Genomic DNA, 14,818 nt, shown 5'->3' with positions numbered 1-14,818 from the left:
CGCCGCCACTCCTGAGAGGATCACCGGGTGAGCGCGGACACCCCCGACCCCGACCGGCCCAGTTCCGGGGCTGTACCGCCGTACGCCGAGTCGCTGGGCGGTGGCCGCACGTCGCCGTACCCAGATCGTGCTTCGGCCATCGGGCCGGTAACGCCCGCCTCATTGACCTGGTACGAGGCGCCGTCCGTTGCCGCGGCGCCGCGGCAACGGCTCCGGCCGCAGCTCGGGTGGGCGGCGGCGGGAGCATTCGGGGTGATGATCCTCGGGGTCCCGCTGGGGTTACTCTGGGCCACGCTGGCCCCCGACACCCCGGTGCTGCAGACCGAGTCGGGCGCTGTCTACGGCGAGTCGCAGCCGGAGCAGCCGATCGCTGCCGACGGCTGGTTCAGCCTGCTCGGTCTCGGCTTCGGTGTTTTGGTCGCGGTCGGCCTCTGGTTCCTGCTGCGTCGTTACCGGGGCCCGATCGCACTGGCTGCCGCCGTGCTTGGGTCGCTGGGCGCGGCGCTGGTCGCCTGGCAGGTCGGCCAACAGGTGGGGCTGGCCACCTTCGAGCACCTGTTGGCGACCGCCGCGGAGGGGCAGACCTTCGGCCAACCCGCGCAACTGCGGGCCGGGGGCGTGGGGTGGTGGGGTCCACTGCCGGTGCCGTACGGCAATGTGCTGCTGCCCGCGTTTGGCGCGGCGGTCGGTTACACCCTGCTGGCGGGCTGGTCCCGTTGGCCGTCGTTGCACCCGGAGCCGGCACCCGACTGGTCGACCGGGCCGGGCGTCAGTTGGGCGTCGGCGGAGACGCCAACTCCTTCAGCGGCACCGGAACCGCCCGGACCTGGCGCAGCAGAGCCGCCTCGCGGGTGAGTAGTCGCAGCTCGGCGCGGAGGCGGTCGGCGGTGTCGTCGATGGCGAGTAGCCGCTGTCGGTCGGCGAGGGTCAGTGCGGCCGTCGCGGCGACCAGGTGCGACAGGACGGTCGGATCCTCCGGGAGCTGCTCCGAGGCATCCTCCGGATCGGCACGGATCAGGCCCAGGTACTGCCGGAAGACCGCGGTCACCCGGGCGGACAGCTCCCCGGCCTGGTCCGGGGGGTCCGGCTCGGGCAACCACTCGACTTCGGCAGTCAGGTAGGGCGCGCTGGCCCGGTTGACGCTGTCTATCCGGAACCGCTGCCGACCCACGGTGACGATGTCGTAGCCACCGTCCGGCAGCTCGGTCACCTGGCGCAGCTCGGCGGTGCAGCCCACCTCGTGCAGCGTGACGTCGTCCTCGGGCGGCGGACGACCGTCCGGCGCGGTGGGAGCGACCTCCCAACCGGTCCGGATCGCCACCACGCCGAACTCGCGTGGGGGTTGCTCCGGCAGGGTGAGTAGGTGGCGCACCAGTGCGCGGTATCGATCTTCGAAGATGTGTAGCGACAGCACCAGACCGGGGAAGAGAACGGTCCCGAGCGGGAACACCGGCAGCCGCGCAGTCACGGGTCGAGGGTAGCCCGATCCGGCTCCGGAGGGTGTGTCTCGGCTCATTGTCTCGTCGTGTGGGCGGCGCCGGTCGGCCCGGACCGGAGCCGCCTAGACTCGCAGGGGTGTTGCACCGGATCGACCTACGTGGCGGGGTTCGTGACCCGCGCCGCCTGCTGCCCCGTGCCCGGCTCGATGTCTCCGCGGCGGTCGAGCAGATCCGTCCGCTCGTGGCGGCGGTGCGGGAGCATGGCTACTCGGCGATCCGGGCGGCGAGCGAGCGGTTCGACGGGGTATCGCCGGAGGTGCTGCGGGTCCCGGCGGAGGCGATAGCCGAGGCTGAGGGCACGCTCGACCCGCAGGTTCGCGCCGCGTTGTTGGAGTCGATCAACCGGGCCCGCCGGGTGCACGCCGCCCAGCGTCGCAGCGACCACACCACGCAGGTCGTACCGGGTGGCGCGGTCACCGAGCGCTGGGTGCCGGTTGACCGGGTCGGGCTCTACGTGCCCGGTGGCCTGGCGATGTACCCGTCAACAGTGGTCATGAACGTGGTGCCCGCGCAGGAGGCCGGGGTGCGTTCGCTGGTTGTTGCCAGTCCACCGCAGAAGGACAACGGCGGGTTGCCCGACCTGCGGGTACTCGCCGCCTGCGCCCTGCTGGGGGTGACCGAGGTGTACGCCGTTGGCGGCGCGCAGGCGGTGGCGATGCTCGCGTACGGCAGTGCGGTTGACCCGGACGGCACCGCCTGCTGTCCGCCGGTTGATCTGATCACCGGCCCGGGCAACATCTGGGTCACCGCCGCTAAGCGGTTGCTGCGGGGCGTGGTCGGGATCGACGCCGAGGCCGGTCCCACCGAGATCGCGATCCTGGCCGACCACACCGCTGATCCGGTGCATGTGGCCGCCGACCTGATCAGCCAGGCCGAGCACGACCCGCTTGCGGCGAGTGTGCTGGTCACCCCGTCGGTGGAGCTGGCCGACGCGGTGGACCGGGAGTTGGCCCGACAGGTACCGGTGACCCGGCACACCGAGCGGGTGAGCACCGCGCTCACCGGAGAACAGAGCGGTGTCGTCCTCGTTGCGGACCTGGTGGCCGGGCTGCGGGTGGTGGACGCCTACGCGGCCGAGCACCTGGAGGTCCAGACCGAGAATGCCCGCGAGTGGGCGCTGCGGGTGCGCAACGCCGGAGCGATCTTCGTCGGGGCCTGGTCGCCGGTGTCGCTCGGCGACTACTGCGCCGGCTCCAACCATGTGTTGCCGACCGGGGGCTGTGCCCGGCACTCGTCGGGCCTGTCGGTGCAGTCCTTTCTGCGCGGTGTCCACCTGGTGGAGTACACGCAGGACGCGCTGCGGGACGTGGCGCCGCACGTGGTCGCCCTGGCGACGGCCGAAAACCTGCCGGCACACGGCCAGGCGGTCACCGCCCGGCTGCCGGAGGGAGCGTCGTGACCAGCCTGGACGATCTGCCGATCCGGGCGGACCTACGGGGGCTGGTCCCGTACGGGGCGCCGCAACTGGATGCGTCGGTTCGGCTGAACACGAACGAGAATTCGTACCCGGTGCCGGATGCGGTGGCCGAGACGATCGGCCGGGCGATCGCCGCCGAGCTGCGGGACCTCAACCGGTACCCGGACCGGGACGCGGTGGCGCTCCGTGGCGACTTGGCGGCGTACCTGGGCGCCGGGTTCAACCTGGATCATATCTGGGCGGCCAACGGTTCCAACGAGGTCCACCAGCAGCTGCTCCAGGTCTTCGGCGGGCCGGGACGGACCGCGCTCGGTTTCCTGCCGGCATATTCGATGCATCCGCTGCTGGCGCTCGGCACCGGCACCCGGTGGGCGCCGGCCCGGCGCGGCGTTGACTTTGGGTTGACCGTCGCCGAGGCGGTGGCGCAGGTCCGTGAGCACCGCCCGGACGTGGTCTTTCTCTGCTCGCCGAACAATCCCACCGGCACCGTCCTGGACCTGGCCGTGGTCACGGCGGTGCTGGCCGAGGCGCCGGGAATGGTGGTGGTCGACGAGGCGTACGCGGAGTTCGCCCGGGCCGGCTCGGTCAGCGCCCTGTCGCTGTTGGGCGACCATCCCCGGCTGGTGGTGACCCGCACCATGAGCAAGGCGTTCGGGTTCGCCGGCGGCCGGCTGGGCTACCTGGCCGCCGACCCGGCGGTGGTGGCGGCCGTGCAACTCGTCCGGCTGCCCTACCACCTGTCGGCGCTGACCCAGGCGGCGGCGCGGGCCGCCCTGGCGCATCGCGACGAGTTGCTGAGCACCGTCTCGGCGATCAGGGTGCAGCGGGACCGGATCGTGACCGAGCTCCGGGCCCGCGGTCACCGGGTCGCCGACAGCGACGCCAACTTTGTGCTGTTCGAGGTCGGCGGGGACCAGCGGGCCGCATGGCAGGTCCTGCTCGACGCCGGGGTGCTGGTTCGCGATGTCGGCCTGCCGGGCTGGTTGCGGGTCACCGCCGGCACCCCCGCCGAGACCGATGCCTTCCTGATCGCTGTGGAGAAGCTTTCGTCATGAGTCGCACCGCCCGGGTCGAGCGGGTCACCCAGGAAACCAAGGTCCTCGTCGAGATCGACCTCGACGGTAGTGGCAAGGCCGACATCGAGACCGGTATCGGCTTCTATGACCACATGCTGCACCAGGTCGCCCGGCACGGCGGGTTTGATCTCACCGTGCACACCGTCGGCGACCTTCACATCGACGCGCACCACACGATGGAGGACACCGCGTTGGCGCTGGGCGTCGCGGTTGATCGCGCGCTGGGGGACCGGGCCGGCATCCGGCGGTACGGCTCGGCTACCGTCCCGATGGACGAGGTGTTGGTCCGGGCCGCTGTTGACCTCTCGGGTCGGCCGTACGTCGTGCATGACGAGCCGTCGCTCGCCCCGTACATCGGCCCGGTCTACCCGACCAGCATGACCCGGCACATCTGGGAGTCCTTCGGTCAGTCGGCCCGGGTCACGCTGCACGTCGACGTGCTGCGGGCGGCCCGGCCGGGCGGACACCCGGACGCCCACCACGTGGTGGAGGCCCAGTTCAAGGCGGTGTCCCGGGCGTTGCGTGAGGCGACGGCCGTGGACCCGCGGACTGCCGGCGTGGTGCCCAGCACGAAGGGGAAACTGTGAGGACCGTGGTCGTGAGTGGAGGGTGGCGCTGATGGGTGGGGTGCTACCAACCCTGTTGCTGATTCTGGCCGGGGTGCTGGTCGGCGGGGTGGTCTCGTTGCACCGGCAGGGGGCGCCGCGTGGTGTGGTGCTCACCACCGCGGCGCTGGCCATGTTGGCGGCGGTCGCCGGGGGCCTGTGGTTGCTGCCGGGGGAGGGTTCGTGAGCAGGGTCGTGGTGCTGGACTACGGGTCGGGCAATCTCCGTTCCGCGGAGCGTGCCCTCGCGGCGGCCGGCGCGGAGGTGACGGTGACCGCGGACCTGGCCGCCGCTGCTGATGCGGACGGCCTGGTGGTCCCCGGTGTCGGGGCTTTCGCCGCCTGCATGGCGGGAATAGCGGAGCTGGGCGCCGGTCCGGTGATTGTCGAGCGGGTCGCCGCCGGCCGCCCGGTACTCGGTATCTGCGTTGGCATGCAGGTGCTCTTCGAGCGCGGTGCCGAGCACGGTGTGGTGACCAACGGTCTTGGGCTACTGCCCGGGGAGGTGGGTCAACTCCCCGCTGCGCGGCTGCCGCACATGGGCTGGAACACGGTCGCGCCGCCGGCCGATTCGGTGCTCTTCGCCGGCCTGGCCGAGAGTCGGTTCTACTTCGTGCACTCATACGCGGCGGACGGGGCAGCCGGGCTGGCCGCTGCTGGTGTCGCCGTGACCACCGCCCACCACGGGGCGGAGTTCGTGGCGGCCGTGGAGCGGGGTCCACTCAGCGCCGTCCAGTTCCATCCGGAGAAGTCCGCGGATGCTGGTGCCGCGCTGCTGCGCAACTGGTTGAGCACGCTTTCGTCGAGCCTCCAGCCGTCGAACGGACATGCTGCTGGGGGGCGTCGGTGAGCAAGGAGCGGGCGCGGCGGCGGGCTGTTCGGGAGGCGGAGGCAGCGCAGCGGCGGGCGGTGCGGCAGCGGCAGTTCGCCCGGCAAACCCGGCGGCGGGCGCTGCTTCGTCGGCTGACCCCGACGGTACGCCGGGGGCGGATCGGCCGGCTGCCCCGGCGAACTAGGGGTGAGCGCGCCGCGATCGTGCTGTCAACGGTGGCCGTGATCCTGATGATCTGGACCCTAGTAGATGATCTTGCGTTGCGGTTCGGACTGGTCGCGCTCCTGCTGCTCGTACTGCCGGCGATCGTGGTGATCGCCCTGGACCGTCGTTCCTGATTCGAGGAGATGTGCTGTGAGCCTCACCCTGTTGCCCGCCGTCGATGTCGCCGACGGGCAAGCGGTCCGGTTGGTGCAGGGCGCCACCGGTAGCGAGACCAGCTACGGTGATCCCTTCGACGCCGCGTTGGCCTGGCAGCGGGACGGGGCGGAGTGGATTCACCTGGTTGACCTGGACGCGGCCTTCGGGCGGGGCTCCAACGCGGAGCTGCTCGCCGAGGTGGTGCGTCGCCTGGATGTGCGGGTGGAGCTCTCCGGCGGAGTCCGGGACGACGCGTCGTTGCGGGCCGCGCTGGCGACCGGGGCCGCTCGGGTCAATATCGGCACCGCCGCGCTGGAGGATCCCGAGTGGTGCGATCGGATCTGCGGCGAGTACGGCGACCGGGTGGCGATCGGCCTCGACGTGCGTGGGCGGACCCTCTCCGCCCGGGGCTGGACCCGGGACGGCGGTGACTTGTGGGAGGTGCTGGCGCGGCTGGACCGGGTCGGCGCGTCCCGGTACGTGGTCACCGACATCACCAAGGACGGCACGATGCGTGGGCCGAACCTGGAGCTGCTTCGGGAGGTCTGCGCCCGCACCAGCGCTCCGGTGATCGCGTCCGGTGGTGTCTCGACCCTGGCCGATCTGCGGGCGTTGGCCGCCCTGGAGTCGGTCGGGGTGGAGGGGGTCATCGCCGGTAAGGCGCTCTATGCGGGTGCCTTCACGGTGGCCGAGGCGTTGCGGACACTGGCCGACGCCTGATCTCATCCGGCGCCCCGCCCCGCCCCGCCCCGCCCCGCCGCGCCCCGCCCCGCCTCGCCCTGCCGCGCCCCGCCCCGCCCTGCCGCGCCCCGCCCCGCCCCGCCGCGCCCCGCCCCGCCCCGCCCCGCCGCGCCCCGCCCCGCCCCGCCCCGCCCCGTCGCGTCGCCGGCCGCCGGCCGTCGGCTTCGTTGGCCCGGCGGCCTGGTGTGTTGACCCTCGTGCCGGTGGTTGCGGAGCCAGGAGGGTGGGTAGCCCGCAGTTTAGTTGTGCACAACTAAACTGCGGGCTATGCTTTTCCGGTGACCGATGATCTGGTGCTTCGGCGGCAGGTGTGCTTCGCGCTCTACACCGCATCGCGCGCCATGGTCGATGTCTACCGGCCCATCCTCGCCGAGTTCGGGCTGACCTATCCGCAGTATCTCGTGCTGCTGGTGCTCTGGGAGGGCGAACAGGAGCAGCCGCCGACGGTCTCCGGCCTCGGCGCCCGGCTGCAGCTGGACTCCGGAACGCTCTCCCCACTGCTCAAGCGGCTGGAGGCAGCGGGCCTGGTGGTCCGGCGGCGGTCGACTGCCGACGAGCGCCGGGTGGCGGTGGAGCTGACCCCGGCGGGGTGGGCCCTGCGCGGGCGCATGGCAGACGTTCCCCGCCAGCTGGCCCAGGCGACCGGGCTCAGCGCGGACGATCTCGTCGTCCTGCGCGACACCCTCACTCGGATCACCAGCACGATCCACCAACACAAGGAGCAGTAGCAATCATGAGCAAGATCGCCAACCGTGAGATCCAGCTAGCCTCGCGGCCGCTGGGGTGGCCGACCGAGGAGAACTTCCGGTTGGTCTCCACCGAGATCCCCACCCCGGGTCCGGGGCAGATCGTGGTTCGGAACACCTTCATTTCCGTCGACCCGTACATGCGGGGGCGGATGAATGATGTCGCCTCCTACGTACCGCCGTTCGCGCTGGACGCGCCGCTCGACGGCGGGGCGGTCGGTGCGGTGGTGGCGAGCGAGGCCGACGGCTTCGCCCCCGGCGACACGGTGTTCCACGCGCTCGGCTGGCGGGAGTACGCGCTGCTGGACGCAGCGACCGTCCGGAAGGTCGACCCGGCCCTCGCCCCGGTCAGCACGTACCTCGGGGTGCTGGGAATGACCGGGCTCACCGCGTACACCGGGCTGCTCGAGGTCGCCGCGATGCAGCCGGGGGAGACCGTCTTCGTCTCCGGTGCGGCCGGTGCGGTGGGGAGCATGGTTGGCCAGATCGCCAAACTTCGCGGCGCCGGCCGGGTGGTCGGCAGCGCCGGCTCGCCGGCCAAGGTTGAGCGGCTGCGGGCGCTCGGCTTCGACGCCGCCTTCGACTACCACGACGGCCCGGTGCTGGAGTCGCTGCGCGCCGCCGCGCCGGACGGGATCGACGTCTACTTCGACAACGTGGGTGGGGAGCACCTGGAGGCGGCGATCGGCGCGATGCGGCAAAACGGCCGGGCCGCGATCTGCGGGATGATCGCGCAGTACAACGCGGCCGAGCCGCCGGCCGCACCGCGTAACCTGGCGATGATCATCAGCAAGCGGCTCACCCTGCGCGGTTTCATCGTCTCCGACCACGGGCAGTTGGGCAAGCAGTTCGCCGAGGAGGTCGGCGGCTGGCTGCGCGACGGGAAGCTCAGCTACGACGAGACGATCATTGACGGCATCGAGAACGCCCCGGCGGCCTTCCTGGGCATGCTCCGCGGCGAGAACCTCGGCAAGATGCTGGTCCGGGTGTGAGCCGGGATCCCGCCGCGTCTCGGCGGTAGGGCAGACGCGATCCGCCGGTGCCGGCCGCACACGACGACCACCGGCGGATCGCGTTGGCTAGGCTGGCGACATGTCCCTGGCCGTACGCGTGATTCCCTGCCTCGACGTGGACGCCGGGCGGGTGGTCAAGGGCGTCAACTTCCGCAACCTGCGGGACGCGGGTGACCCGGTGGAGCGGGCCGCGGCGTACCATCGGGCCGGCGCCGACGAGCTGACGTTCCTGGATGTCACCGCCTCGGTGAGTGACCGCGGCACGATGCTGGATGTGGTCCGCCGTACCGCGGAGTCAGTCTTTATTCCGCTTACCGTCGGTGGTGGGGTGCGTCAGGTCAGTGACGTTGACGCGTTGCTGCGCGCGGGCGCGGACAAGGTCGGCGTGAACACCGCCGCGATCACCCGCCCCGAGCTGATCGCTGAGGTCGCGGAGCGGTTTGGCCGGCAGGTGCTGGTGCTCTCCCTTGACGTGCGGCGCGCCTCCGCTGACGCCACCACCAGCGGGTTCGAGGTGACCACGCACGGCGGCCGGCGTGGCACCGGCATCGATGCCATCGACTGGGCGCGGCGCGGCGCCGAGCTGGGCGCGGGTGAGATCCTGCTCAACTCGATGGATGCCGACGGCACCAAGACCGGGTTTGACCTGGAGCTGATTCGCGCGGTGCGGGCGGTGGTCAACGTGCCGGTGGTCGCCAGCGGGGGCGCGGGGGAGGCGGGTCACTTCCCGGCGGCGATCGACGCCGGGGCGGACGCGGTGCTCGCCGCGAGCGTCTTCCACTTCGGCCAACTCACCGTTGGTGAAGTCAAGGAGGCGTTGCGCGAGGGCGGTCACCCGGTCTGCTGACCCGCCTCGCCGGCAGGTGCGCGGGCTGCGCAGCCCCCGAAGCGGGCTGGGTGAAGACGCAGGTCAGCGGGCGGGCCGCGGTCGGTCCGTGGGCGGGCTGCGGTCGGTCAGTCCCGGCGGGCGCGGTTCTTGGGAGATTGTCGTCGCGTCGGGATGGAACGTACCGCGTACTCCTGGACCGCCGCCGCGTGCTCGGCTTCGTCTAGCTGCCAGTCCGCGTCACCCGGGGTGTGTCGGCGGCTCAATACGCCCTGCACGGTGTCGACCGTGGTGGCCAGGCCGGCGTGGGGACGGGTGCGCCAGAGCTGTTCCCCCTCCGGTGTGATCCGGAACCAGCCGTCGGTGACACTGACCAGGCCGGTGCCGACCAACCGGCGGACCGCCACCTCGACCTCCTGCCGGTCGGGGATCGCGCGGTTGAGGTGGTCGGCGGTGGAGAGAACATCGGTGAGCCGGACCCCTAACGGCCGCCGGCTGGATGCTGCGCGACGGTGCCGGCCGGCACCGTGTGCGATCACCAACGAAACGAAGATCCAAGCGTCCGTCCACTGCCATTGCTTCTCCCCCATGGCCAGATTGTGCCGATCCCGCGCTGGAAAGGAAACACCTCCTCCCTTTGGACTACAACGGGTCGTCCTTTGCGTCGCTAGCGGTGAGCCGGACAGCCGCCGGGGGTGGCGGGACGGGGACGGTGCGCGGGAGCACACGGCTCAACCGGGAGCCGGGACTGGGGTGGGGCTGGGCGGAGGAGGGACCGTCACGCGGGGCAGCACGAACTGGGTCAGCGGGCCGATGGTCAGGGCATACGCCACCGTGCCGGGGCCGACCGCGCCGCCGAGCAGCCAGCCCAGCCCCAGTACGGCGACCTCGATGGTGGTGCGGACGAGCCGGATCGAGAATCGTGGCTGGCGGGCGACGAAGCCGGTCATCAGGCCGTCGCGGGGGCCGGGGCCGAGCCGGGAGCCGAGATAGAGTCCGCTCGCCGTGCCGTTGGCGACGATCCCGCCGACGAGTAGGGCGGTTCGGGTGGCGAGCGGCAGGTCCGCCGGTAGTAGGGCGAGGGTGGCGTCCACCACGAGCCCGACCACCACCACATTGCTGACCGTGCCGAGGCCCGGCCGCTGCCGTAGCGGGATCCACAGCAGCAGCACCAGCGCCCCGACCGCGATGGTCACCGTGCCGAAAGAGAGCCCGCTGTGCCCGGCGATCCCTTGGTGGAAGACGTCCCAGGGGTCCAGGCCGAGGCCGGAGCGGATCAACAGGGCCATGCTCACGCCGTAGAGGCCGAGTCCAGCGTAGAGCTGGGTCAGCCGTCGCGCGGGCCGGTAGCTGAGGTTGCCAATTTGTTGCACCCATGCCAATCTAGTAGCCAATTAGGGAACCAGTAGAGCCAATTTTGGTGGAGTGGCCCCCATGGCAAGTCAGATACGCGGAAACCAATTGACCCGGCTGCTCGGCCAGTGGCACGCGCTCCCCGGTCGCCGGCGCAGCCCCGACTACGCGGCACTGGCCGCCGCCGTCCGGGGGCTGCTCGCCGATGGGCGGCTTCCGCTGGGCGCCCGCCTGCCGGCCGAGCGCGAGCTGGCCGAGGCGCTGCGGATCAGCCGCACCACGGTCACCGCGGCGTATCGGGAACTCCGGGACAGCGGCCACCTCGCCAGCCGGCGCGGTGCCGGCAGCTGGACCATGCTCCCCGGCAATCATCGGATGGCGGGTAGCGGCCTCTGGACTCCGCTGGACGATCGCGAGATGCTCGATCTTGGCGTTGCGGCCCTGGCCGCCCCGCCTGAGCTGCTGCCGGCCGCCCAAGCCGCCGCCGCGGACCTGCCCCGCTACCTGGGTGGGGCGGGCTACCACCCGACCGGTATCAGCGAACTGCGGGAGGCCATCGCCCGCACGTACGACGCCCGGGGCCTACCCACCTCACCCGAGCAGGTCATGGTCACCAATGGCACGCAGCACGCCCTGGACCTGGTGCTTCGTCTCACCCACAGTCCGGGCAGCAGCGTCCTGGTGGAGGCGCCCAGCTACCCGAACGCCCTGGCCGCGCTGCACGCCCGGCGGGCCCGCATCAACACCCACGGACTCGCCCCGGATTCCCCGGGTTGGGACGCTGAGCTCCTGCTCGGTGCCCTCCGTCAGGGGCGACCCAAGCTGGCCTACCTGATCCCCGACTTTCAGAACCCGACCGGCCACCTGATGTCGGCCCAGCTGCGGGAGCGCGTGGTCGCCACCGCTCACGCCGTCGGTTCCGAACTGGTAGTCGATGAGTCCTTTGTGGATCTTTCGCTGGTCGGTGGAGTGATGCCTCCGCCCACGGCCAGCTTCGACCGACACTCCCGGGTGCTCACCGTCGGGGGGATGAGCAAGGCGTACTGGGGCGGGCTGCGGATCGGCTGGATCCGTGCCTCCGCGCCGCAGGTGCAGCGGCTCGCCGCTGTCCGAGTCGGGGTGGACATGGCGAGTCCGGTACTGGACCAACTGGTCGCCGTCCACCTACTGGCGCAGCGGCCGGCGATCGTGGCGGCCCGGCGAGCCCAACTCACCGCCCAGCGGGACATCCTGCTCGGTGCCCTCGCCGAGCGCCTGCCCGAGTGGCGGGTGACCGTGCCGCACGGCGGCGTCACCCTCTGGGCGGAGCTCGACGGTCCGGTCTCCAGCGCACTCGCCCGTGCCGCCGAGCAGGCGGGCGTACGCCTCGCCCCCGGCCCCCGGTTCGGTCTGGACGGGACGCTGGAGCGCTTCCTGCGGTTGCCGTTCACCCTGCCCGGTGCCGAGTTGGTGGAGGCGGTTAACCGGATCGCCGCCGTCCGCTACGACCTGGACCGCGCCGGCCGGCCGCAGTGGCCGGAGCCGGCGGTCATCGCCTGAGCCGCGCGGACCAGGGCCAACGCGTCCCGGCCTCGGTGCGGCCAGGTACGGCGGGTGGGTGGAATTCTCGGCCGCGCGGAGGCGGTCAGAGCCCCAACCGGGCGTCGCGCAGCCGGTCGGCCGGGCCCGCCGGGCCGTCGAGCTGCACCCGCGCCGCCCGTTGCCGTCCGCTCAGGAAGAGCACCAGCTCACTGGGGGCACCTACCAACCGGAGCTGCTCGCCACCCCGGCCGGCGGCTCGTTGCCCGTACCCCGGGGCCTGGACCAGCACCTCGGCTGGGAAACGGCGCAGCGTCAGCCGGGCCAGCCCCGCTGCCCGCTGCCACAGCGCCTGTTGCAGCCCCGCCGCCAGGTCGCGGGGCTGCCAGTCAGCTTGTGCCCGGCGAACGTCCTCGTGGTGGATGAAGAATTCCATCGTGTTGGCCGCCCCGTCGAGCAGCGGATTGCTGATCGGGCTCCACACCGGCGGCCGGCGTACCTGGTCAACCAGGCTTTCCCAGGGGCGGGCGGCGAGCTGTCGGCGGACCCGCTCGGCGTACGCGCGCAGCGGCGGCAACAGGATGCCGCCGGCCGCGTCCGGGCGGCGTTCCCGCAGCACCAGGTGGGCGGCGAGGTCCCGGGTGGTCCAACCCGCGTTGAGCGTCGGTGCGTCCGGTCCCAGCGTCTGCATAAGGTCGGCGAGCGTCTTCCGCTCCGATCGGGCGTACTGCGGCATCCCTTGATGGTAGGCCCAGCACCTCCGGATGCCTCGGTCGCACCGTATGAGAATGGCCGCCGAGTCGTCGGACCTGCTTCCGGCAGGTAAGGATGGGGGGAGACAGCGGCGACTTACGGCGGGGGAGAACGTGGCGAGCGGGACGAGTCGGGACGTGCTCTGGCGAGGGCTGGTCGTCCTCGGCCGGGCGATTCGGGAACAACCCAGGATCTTCGCGGTCGCGGCGAGTTCCAGTGTGCTCTTCGGGCTGCTGGTCGTCACCAGCGCATTCGTGGTGGGCGCGGTGGTCGGCGACGTGGTCGTACCGGCGATCGCCGAGGGCTCGGTGCCCACCGCTGCGCTCGGCCTGGCCGCCGCCGCGCTGTTCGGGCTCAGCGTGCTGCGGGTGGTCGCCATCCTCGGCCGCCGCCTCGGGGCCGGCTACATGCAGTTTCGGCTCCAGGCCGCCTACCGCCGTCGGGTCACCCGCCGCTATCTCGACCTACCGCTCTCCTGGCACCAGCGCAACGCCACCGGCACGCTGCTGTCCAACGCGAATTCCGATGTCGAGGCCGCCTGGCACCCGGTGGCCCCGCTGCCCTTCGCCGTGGGCACACTGGTGATGCTGGTCGGTGCGGTGATCTCGCTCTTCGTCACCGACTGGGCGCTCGCCCTGGTCGGGTTGGGTGTCTTCCCGGCGCTCTTCGCGCTCAATGTCGTTTACTCCCGCCGGATGGCACCCCGACAGGCCCGGGCCCAGCGGCTGCGGGCCGAGGTCAGCGGCATCGCCCACGAGAGCTTCGACGGCGCTCTGGTGGTCAAGACGATGGGCCGGGAGGCGCAGGAGACCGAGCGGTTCGCCGCGCGGGCCCGCGACCTGCGGGACGCGCTGGTGTCCGTGGGGCGGCTGCGCGGCGTCTTTGATCCCATGCTGGAGACCCTGCCCGGCCTCGGGACGCTCGCCGTGCTGGTGGTCGGCACCCTCCGGTTGCGGCAGGGCGCGATCAGCGTGGCCGAGTTGGTCAGCGTCGCGTTCCTCTTCACCGTGCTGGCGTTCCCGGTCCGGGCGATCGGCTGGGTCCTGGCCGAGCTGCCGCGCAGCGTCGCCGGCTGGGAACGGGTCCGGCGGGTACTCGACGCCACCGGCAAGATGCCGTACGGCCCGACGACGTTCGACTCCGCCGACGCCGGCCCGGCAACGCTCACCTTCCGCGACGTCCACTTCGCGTACGAGCCGGCCGAGGCGCACCTGCCCGGCGCCGAGGTGCTGGGTGAGGTCGGATTCACCGTGCCGGCGGGGCGGACGGTCGCCCTGGTCGGGCCGACCGGCGCGGGGAAGTCCACCATCACCTCGCTCGCTGCCCGGTTGGTCGACCCGCGGGCGGGCGCCGTCGAGATCGACGGGATGGACGTACGAAACCTCACCGCGGACTCGCTGTCCCGTACCGTCGCGCTCGTCGCGCAGGTGCCGTTCGTCTTTGACGACTCGGTGCGGGCGAACATCACCCTGGACCGGCCCGGCCTCGGCGATGACCACGTCTGGGCGGCGTTGCGGTTGGCGGGAGCGGATGGCTTCGTCGCCGCTCTCCCGGAGGGCCTGGATACCCGGGTCGGCGAGCGGGGCACGTCGCTGTCCGGGGGCCAGCGGCAGCGGCTCACCCTGGCCCGAGCCCTCGTCGGTCGGCCGCGTCTGCTGGTGCTGGATGACGCGACCAGCGCGGTCGATCCGCGGGTGGAGGCGGCGATCCTGGCCGGGCTGCGCGCCCCGGAGCCGGGGAGCGCGGCGACGTCGATCCTCGTGGTCGCCTACCGGCGGGCGACCATCGCCCTCGCCGACGAGGTGGTCTACCTGGAGCACGGGCGGGTGGTGGCCCGGGGCACGCACACCGACCTGCTCGCCACCGTGCCCGGCTACTTCGACCTGGTCACCGCCTACGAGCAGGCCGACGAGGAGCAGACCAAGCAGCAGGGGTACGACGAGGTCCCGCCGCCGCTGACAACCGGCCTCGAACTGGAGGTGGACCGGTGAGTGCGAGGAGTGAGCTTGCGAGCCCCGCAGTCGCGAACGAAGGGCGGACCGGTGAGTGCGAGGAGTGAGCTTGCGAGCCCCGCAGTCGC

At 72.0% G+C, this 14,818-nt stretch carries 17 protein-coding genes; 13 read left to right on the top strand and 4 right to left on the bottom strand.

Annotated features, from left to right (window positions below):
- The first annotated feature begins 27 nt into the window (after window positions 1–27).
- Entirely contained in the window at window positions 28–855 is an 828-nt protein-coding gene (locus T398_RS06845) for a DUF2567 domain-containing protein (RefSeq protein ID WP_496445514.1), read from the top strand.
- Here T398_RS06845 and T398_RS06840 read toward each other — a convergent pair.
- A complete protein-coding gene (locus T398_RS06840) occupies window positions 770–1,468 on the bottom strand; it encodes an LON peptidase substrate-binding domain-containing protein (protein ID WP_496445513.1) in 699 nt (232 codons plus the stop codon). The genes T398_RS06845 and T398_RS06840 overlap by 86 nt on opposite strands.
- A 107-nt stretch (window positions 1,469–1,575) precedes the next feature.
- Here T398_RS06840 and hisD point away from each other — a divergent pair, with 107 nt between their 5' ends.
- The 10 genes from hisD to hisF all read left to right on the top strand — a co-directional run bounded on the left by hisD (window position 1,576) and on the right by hisF (window position 9,135).
- The gene (gene hisD / locus T398_RS06835) at window positions 1,576–2,898 is read left to right on the top strand and encodes a histidinol dehydrogenase (protein WP_496445512.1); all 1,323 of its coding nucleotides are present in this window, start codon (window positions 1,576–1,578) and stop codon (window positions 2,896–2,898) included.
- Window positions 2,895–3,971 (top strand): histidinol-phosphate transaminase, encoded by a 1,077-nt coding sequence (locus tag T398_RS06830; protein WP_496445511.1) that lies wholly within the window; start codon window positions 2,895–2,897, stop codon window positions 3,969–3,971. The genes hisD and T398_RS06830 overlap by 4 nt, the downstream gene beginning before the upstream one ends.
- Window positions 3,968–4,579 (top strand): imidazoleglycerol-phosphate dehydratase HisB, encoded by a 612-nt coding sequence (gene hisB, locus T398_RS06825; RefSeq protein WP_496445510.1) that lies wholly within the window; start codon window positions 3,968–3,970, stop codon window positions 4,577–4,579. Before T398_RS06830 ends, hisB begins: the two co-directional genes overlap by 4 nt.
- 31 nt (window positions 4,580–4,610) lie before the next feature.
- Window positions 4,611–4,784 (top strand): CG2302 family histidine operon protein, encoded by a 174-nt coding sequence (locus T398_RS06820; RefSeq protein WP_180198603.1) that lies wholly within the window; start codon window positions 4,611–4,613, stop codon window positions 4,782–4,784.
- Entirely contained in the window at window positions 4,781–5,446 is a 666-nt protein-coding gene (hisH, locus tag T398_RS06815) for an imidazole glycerol phosphate synthase subunit HisH (RefSeq protein ID WP_496445509.1), read from the top strand. Before T398_RS06820 ends, hisH begins: the two co-directional genes overlap by 4 nt.
- Window positions 5,443–5,766 carry a hypothetical protein gene (locus tag T398_RS06810; RefSeq protein ID WP_496445508.1) on the top strand — a complete coding sequence of 108 codons (324 nt, stop codon included), beginning with the start codon at window positions 5,443–5,445 and terminating at the stop codon, window positions 5,764–5,766. The genes hisH and T398_RS06810 overlap by 4 nt, the downstream gene beginning before the upstream one ends.
- Before the next feature lie 16 nt (window positions 5,767–5,782).
- Complete coding sequence (gene priA / locus T398_RS06805; protein ID WP_496445507.1) at window positions 5,783–6,508, top strand: bifunctional 1-(5-phosphoribosyl)-5-((5-phosphoribosylamino)methylideneamino)imidazole-4-carboxamide isomerase/phosphoribosylanthranilate isomerase PriA; 726 nt, start codon at window positions 5,783–5,785, stop codon at window positions 6,506–6,508.
- A 299-nt stretch (window positions 6,509–6,807) separates the two neighbouring features.
- On the top strand, window positions 6,808–7,257 hold the full coding sequence (locus tag T398_RS06800) for a MarR family winged helix-turn-helix transcriptional regulator (protein ID WP_496445506.1): 450 nt from the start codon (window positions 6,808–6,810) through the stop codon (window positions 7,255–7,257).
- Between the two features lie 5 nt (window positions 7,258–7,262).
- Complete coding sequence (locus T398_RS06795) at window positions 7,263–8,267, top strand: NADP-dependent oxidoreductase (protein ID WP_496445505.1); 1,005 nt, start codon at window positions 7,263–7,265, stop codon at window positions 8,265–8,267.
- 100 nt (window positions 8,268–8,367) lie between these two features.
- Window positions 8,368–9,135: an imidazole glycerol phosphate synthase subunit HisF gene (gene hisF, locus T398_RS06790; RefSeq protein WP_496445504.1), complete on the top strand. Its 768-nt coding sequence runs from the start codon at window positions 8,368–8,370 to the stop codon at window positions 9,133–9,135.
- Between the two features lie 107 nt (window positions 9,136–9,242).
- Here the strand turns inward: hisF and T398_RS06785 are convergent, their stop codons facing one another.
- Both T398_RS06785 and yczE read right to left on the bottom strand, forming a co-directional pair.
- Window positions 9,243–9,704: a hypothetical protein gene (locus T398_RS06785; protein WP_496445503.1), complete on the bottom strand. Its 462-nt coding sequence runs from the start codon at window positions 9,702–9,704 to the stop codon at window positions 9,243–9,245.
- Between the two features lie 141 nt (window positions 9,705–9,845).
- Complete coding sequence (gene yczE, locus T398_RS06780; protein ID WP_496445502.1) at window positions 9,846–10,487, bottom strand: membrane protein YczE; 642 nt, start codon at window positions 10,485–10,487, stop codon at window positions 9,846–9,848.
- Window positions 10,488–10,548: 61 nt separating this feature from the next.
- Here yczE and yczR point away from each other — a divergent pair, with 61 nt between their 5' ends.
- The gene (gene yczR / locus T398_RS06775) at window positions 10,549–12,006 is read left to right on the top strand and encodes a MocR-like transcription factor YczR (RefSeq protein ID WP_496445501.1); all 1,458 of its coding nucleotides are present in this window, start codon (window positions 10,549–10,551) and stop codon (window positions 12,004–12,006) included.
- 85 nt (window positions 12,007–12,091) lie between these two features.
- Here the strand turns inward: yczR and T398_RS06770 are convergent, their stop codons facing one another.
- The gene (locus tag T398_RS06770; RefSeq protein ID WP_496445500.1) at window positions 12,092–12,721 is read right to left on the bottom strand and encodes a TIGR03085 family metal-binding protein; all 630 of its coding nucleotides are present in this window, start codon (window positions 12,719–12,721) and stop codon (window positions 12,092–12,094) included.
- A 154-nt stretch (window positions 12,722–12,875) separates the two neighbouring features.
- On the opposite strand from T398_RS06770, the gene T398_RS06765 reads away from it, so the two are divergent.
- Entirely contained in the window at window positions 12,876–14,729 is a 1,854-nt protein-coding gene (locus T398_RS06765) for an ABC transporter ATP-binding protein (protein ID WP_496445649.1), read from the top strand.
- The last annotated feature ends 89 nt before the right edge of the window (window positions 14,730–14,818 follow it).

This window comes from Salinispora goodfellowii (assembly GCF_059570675.1).
Note: the sequence above shows the minus strand (reverse complement) of the source record. Positions and strands in the feature narration are given on the sequence as shown.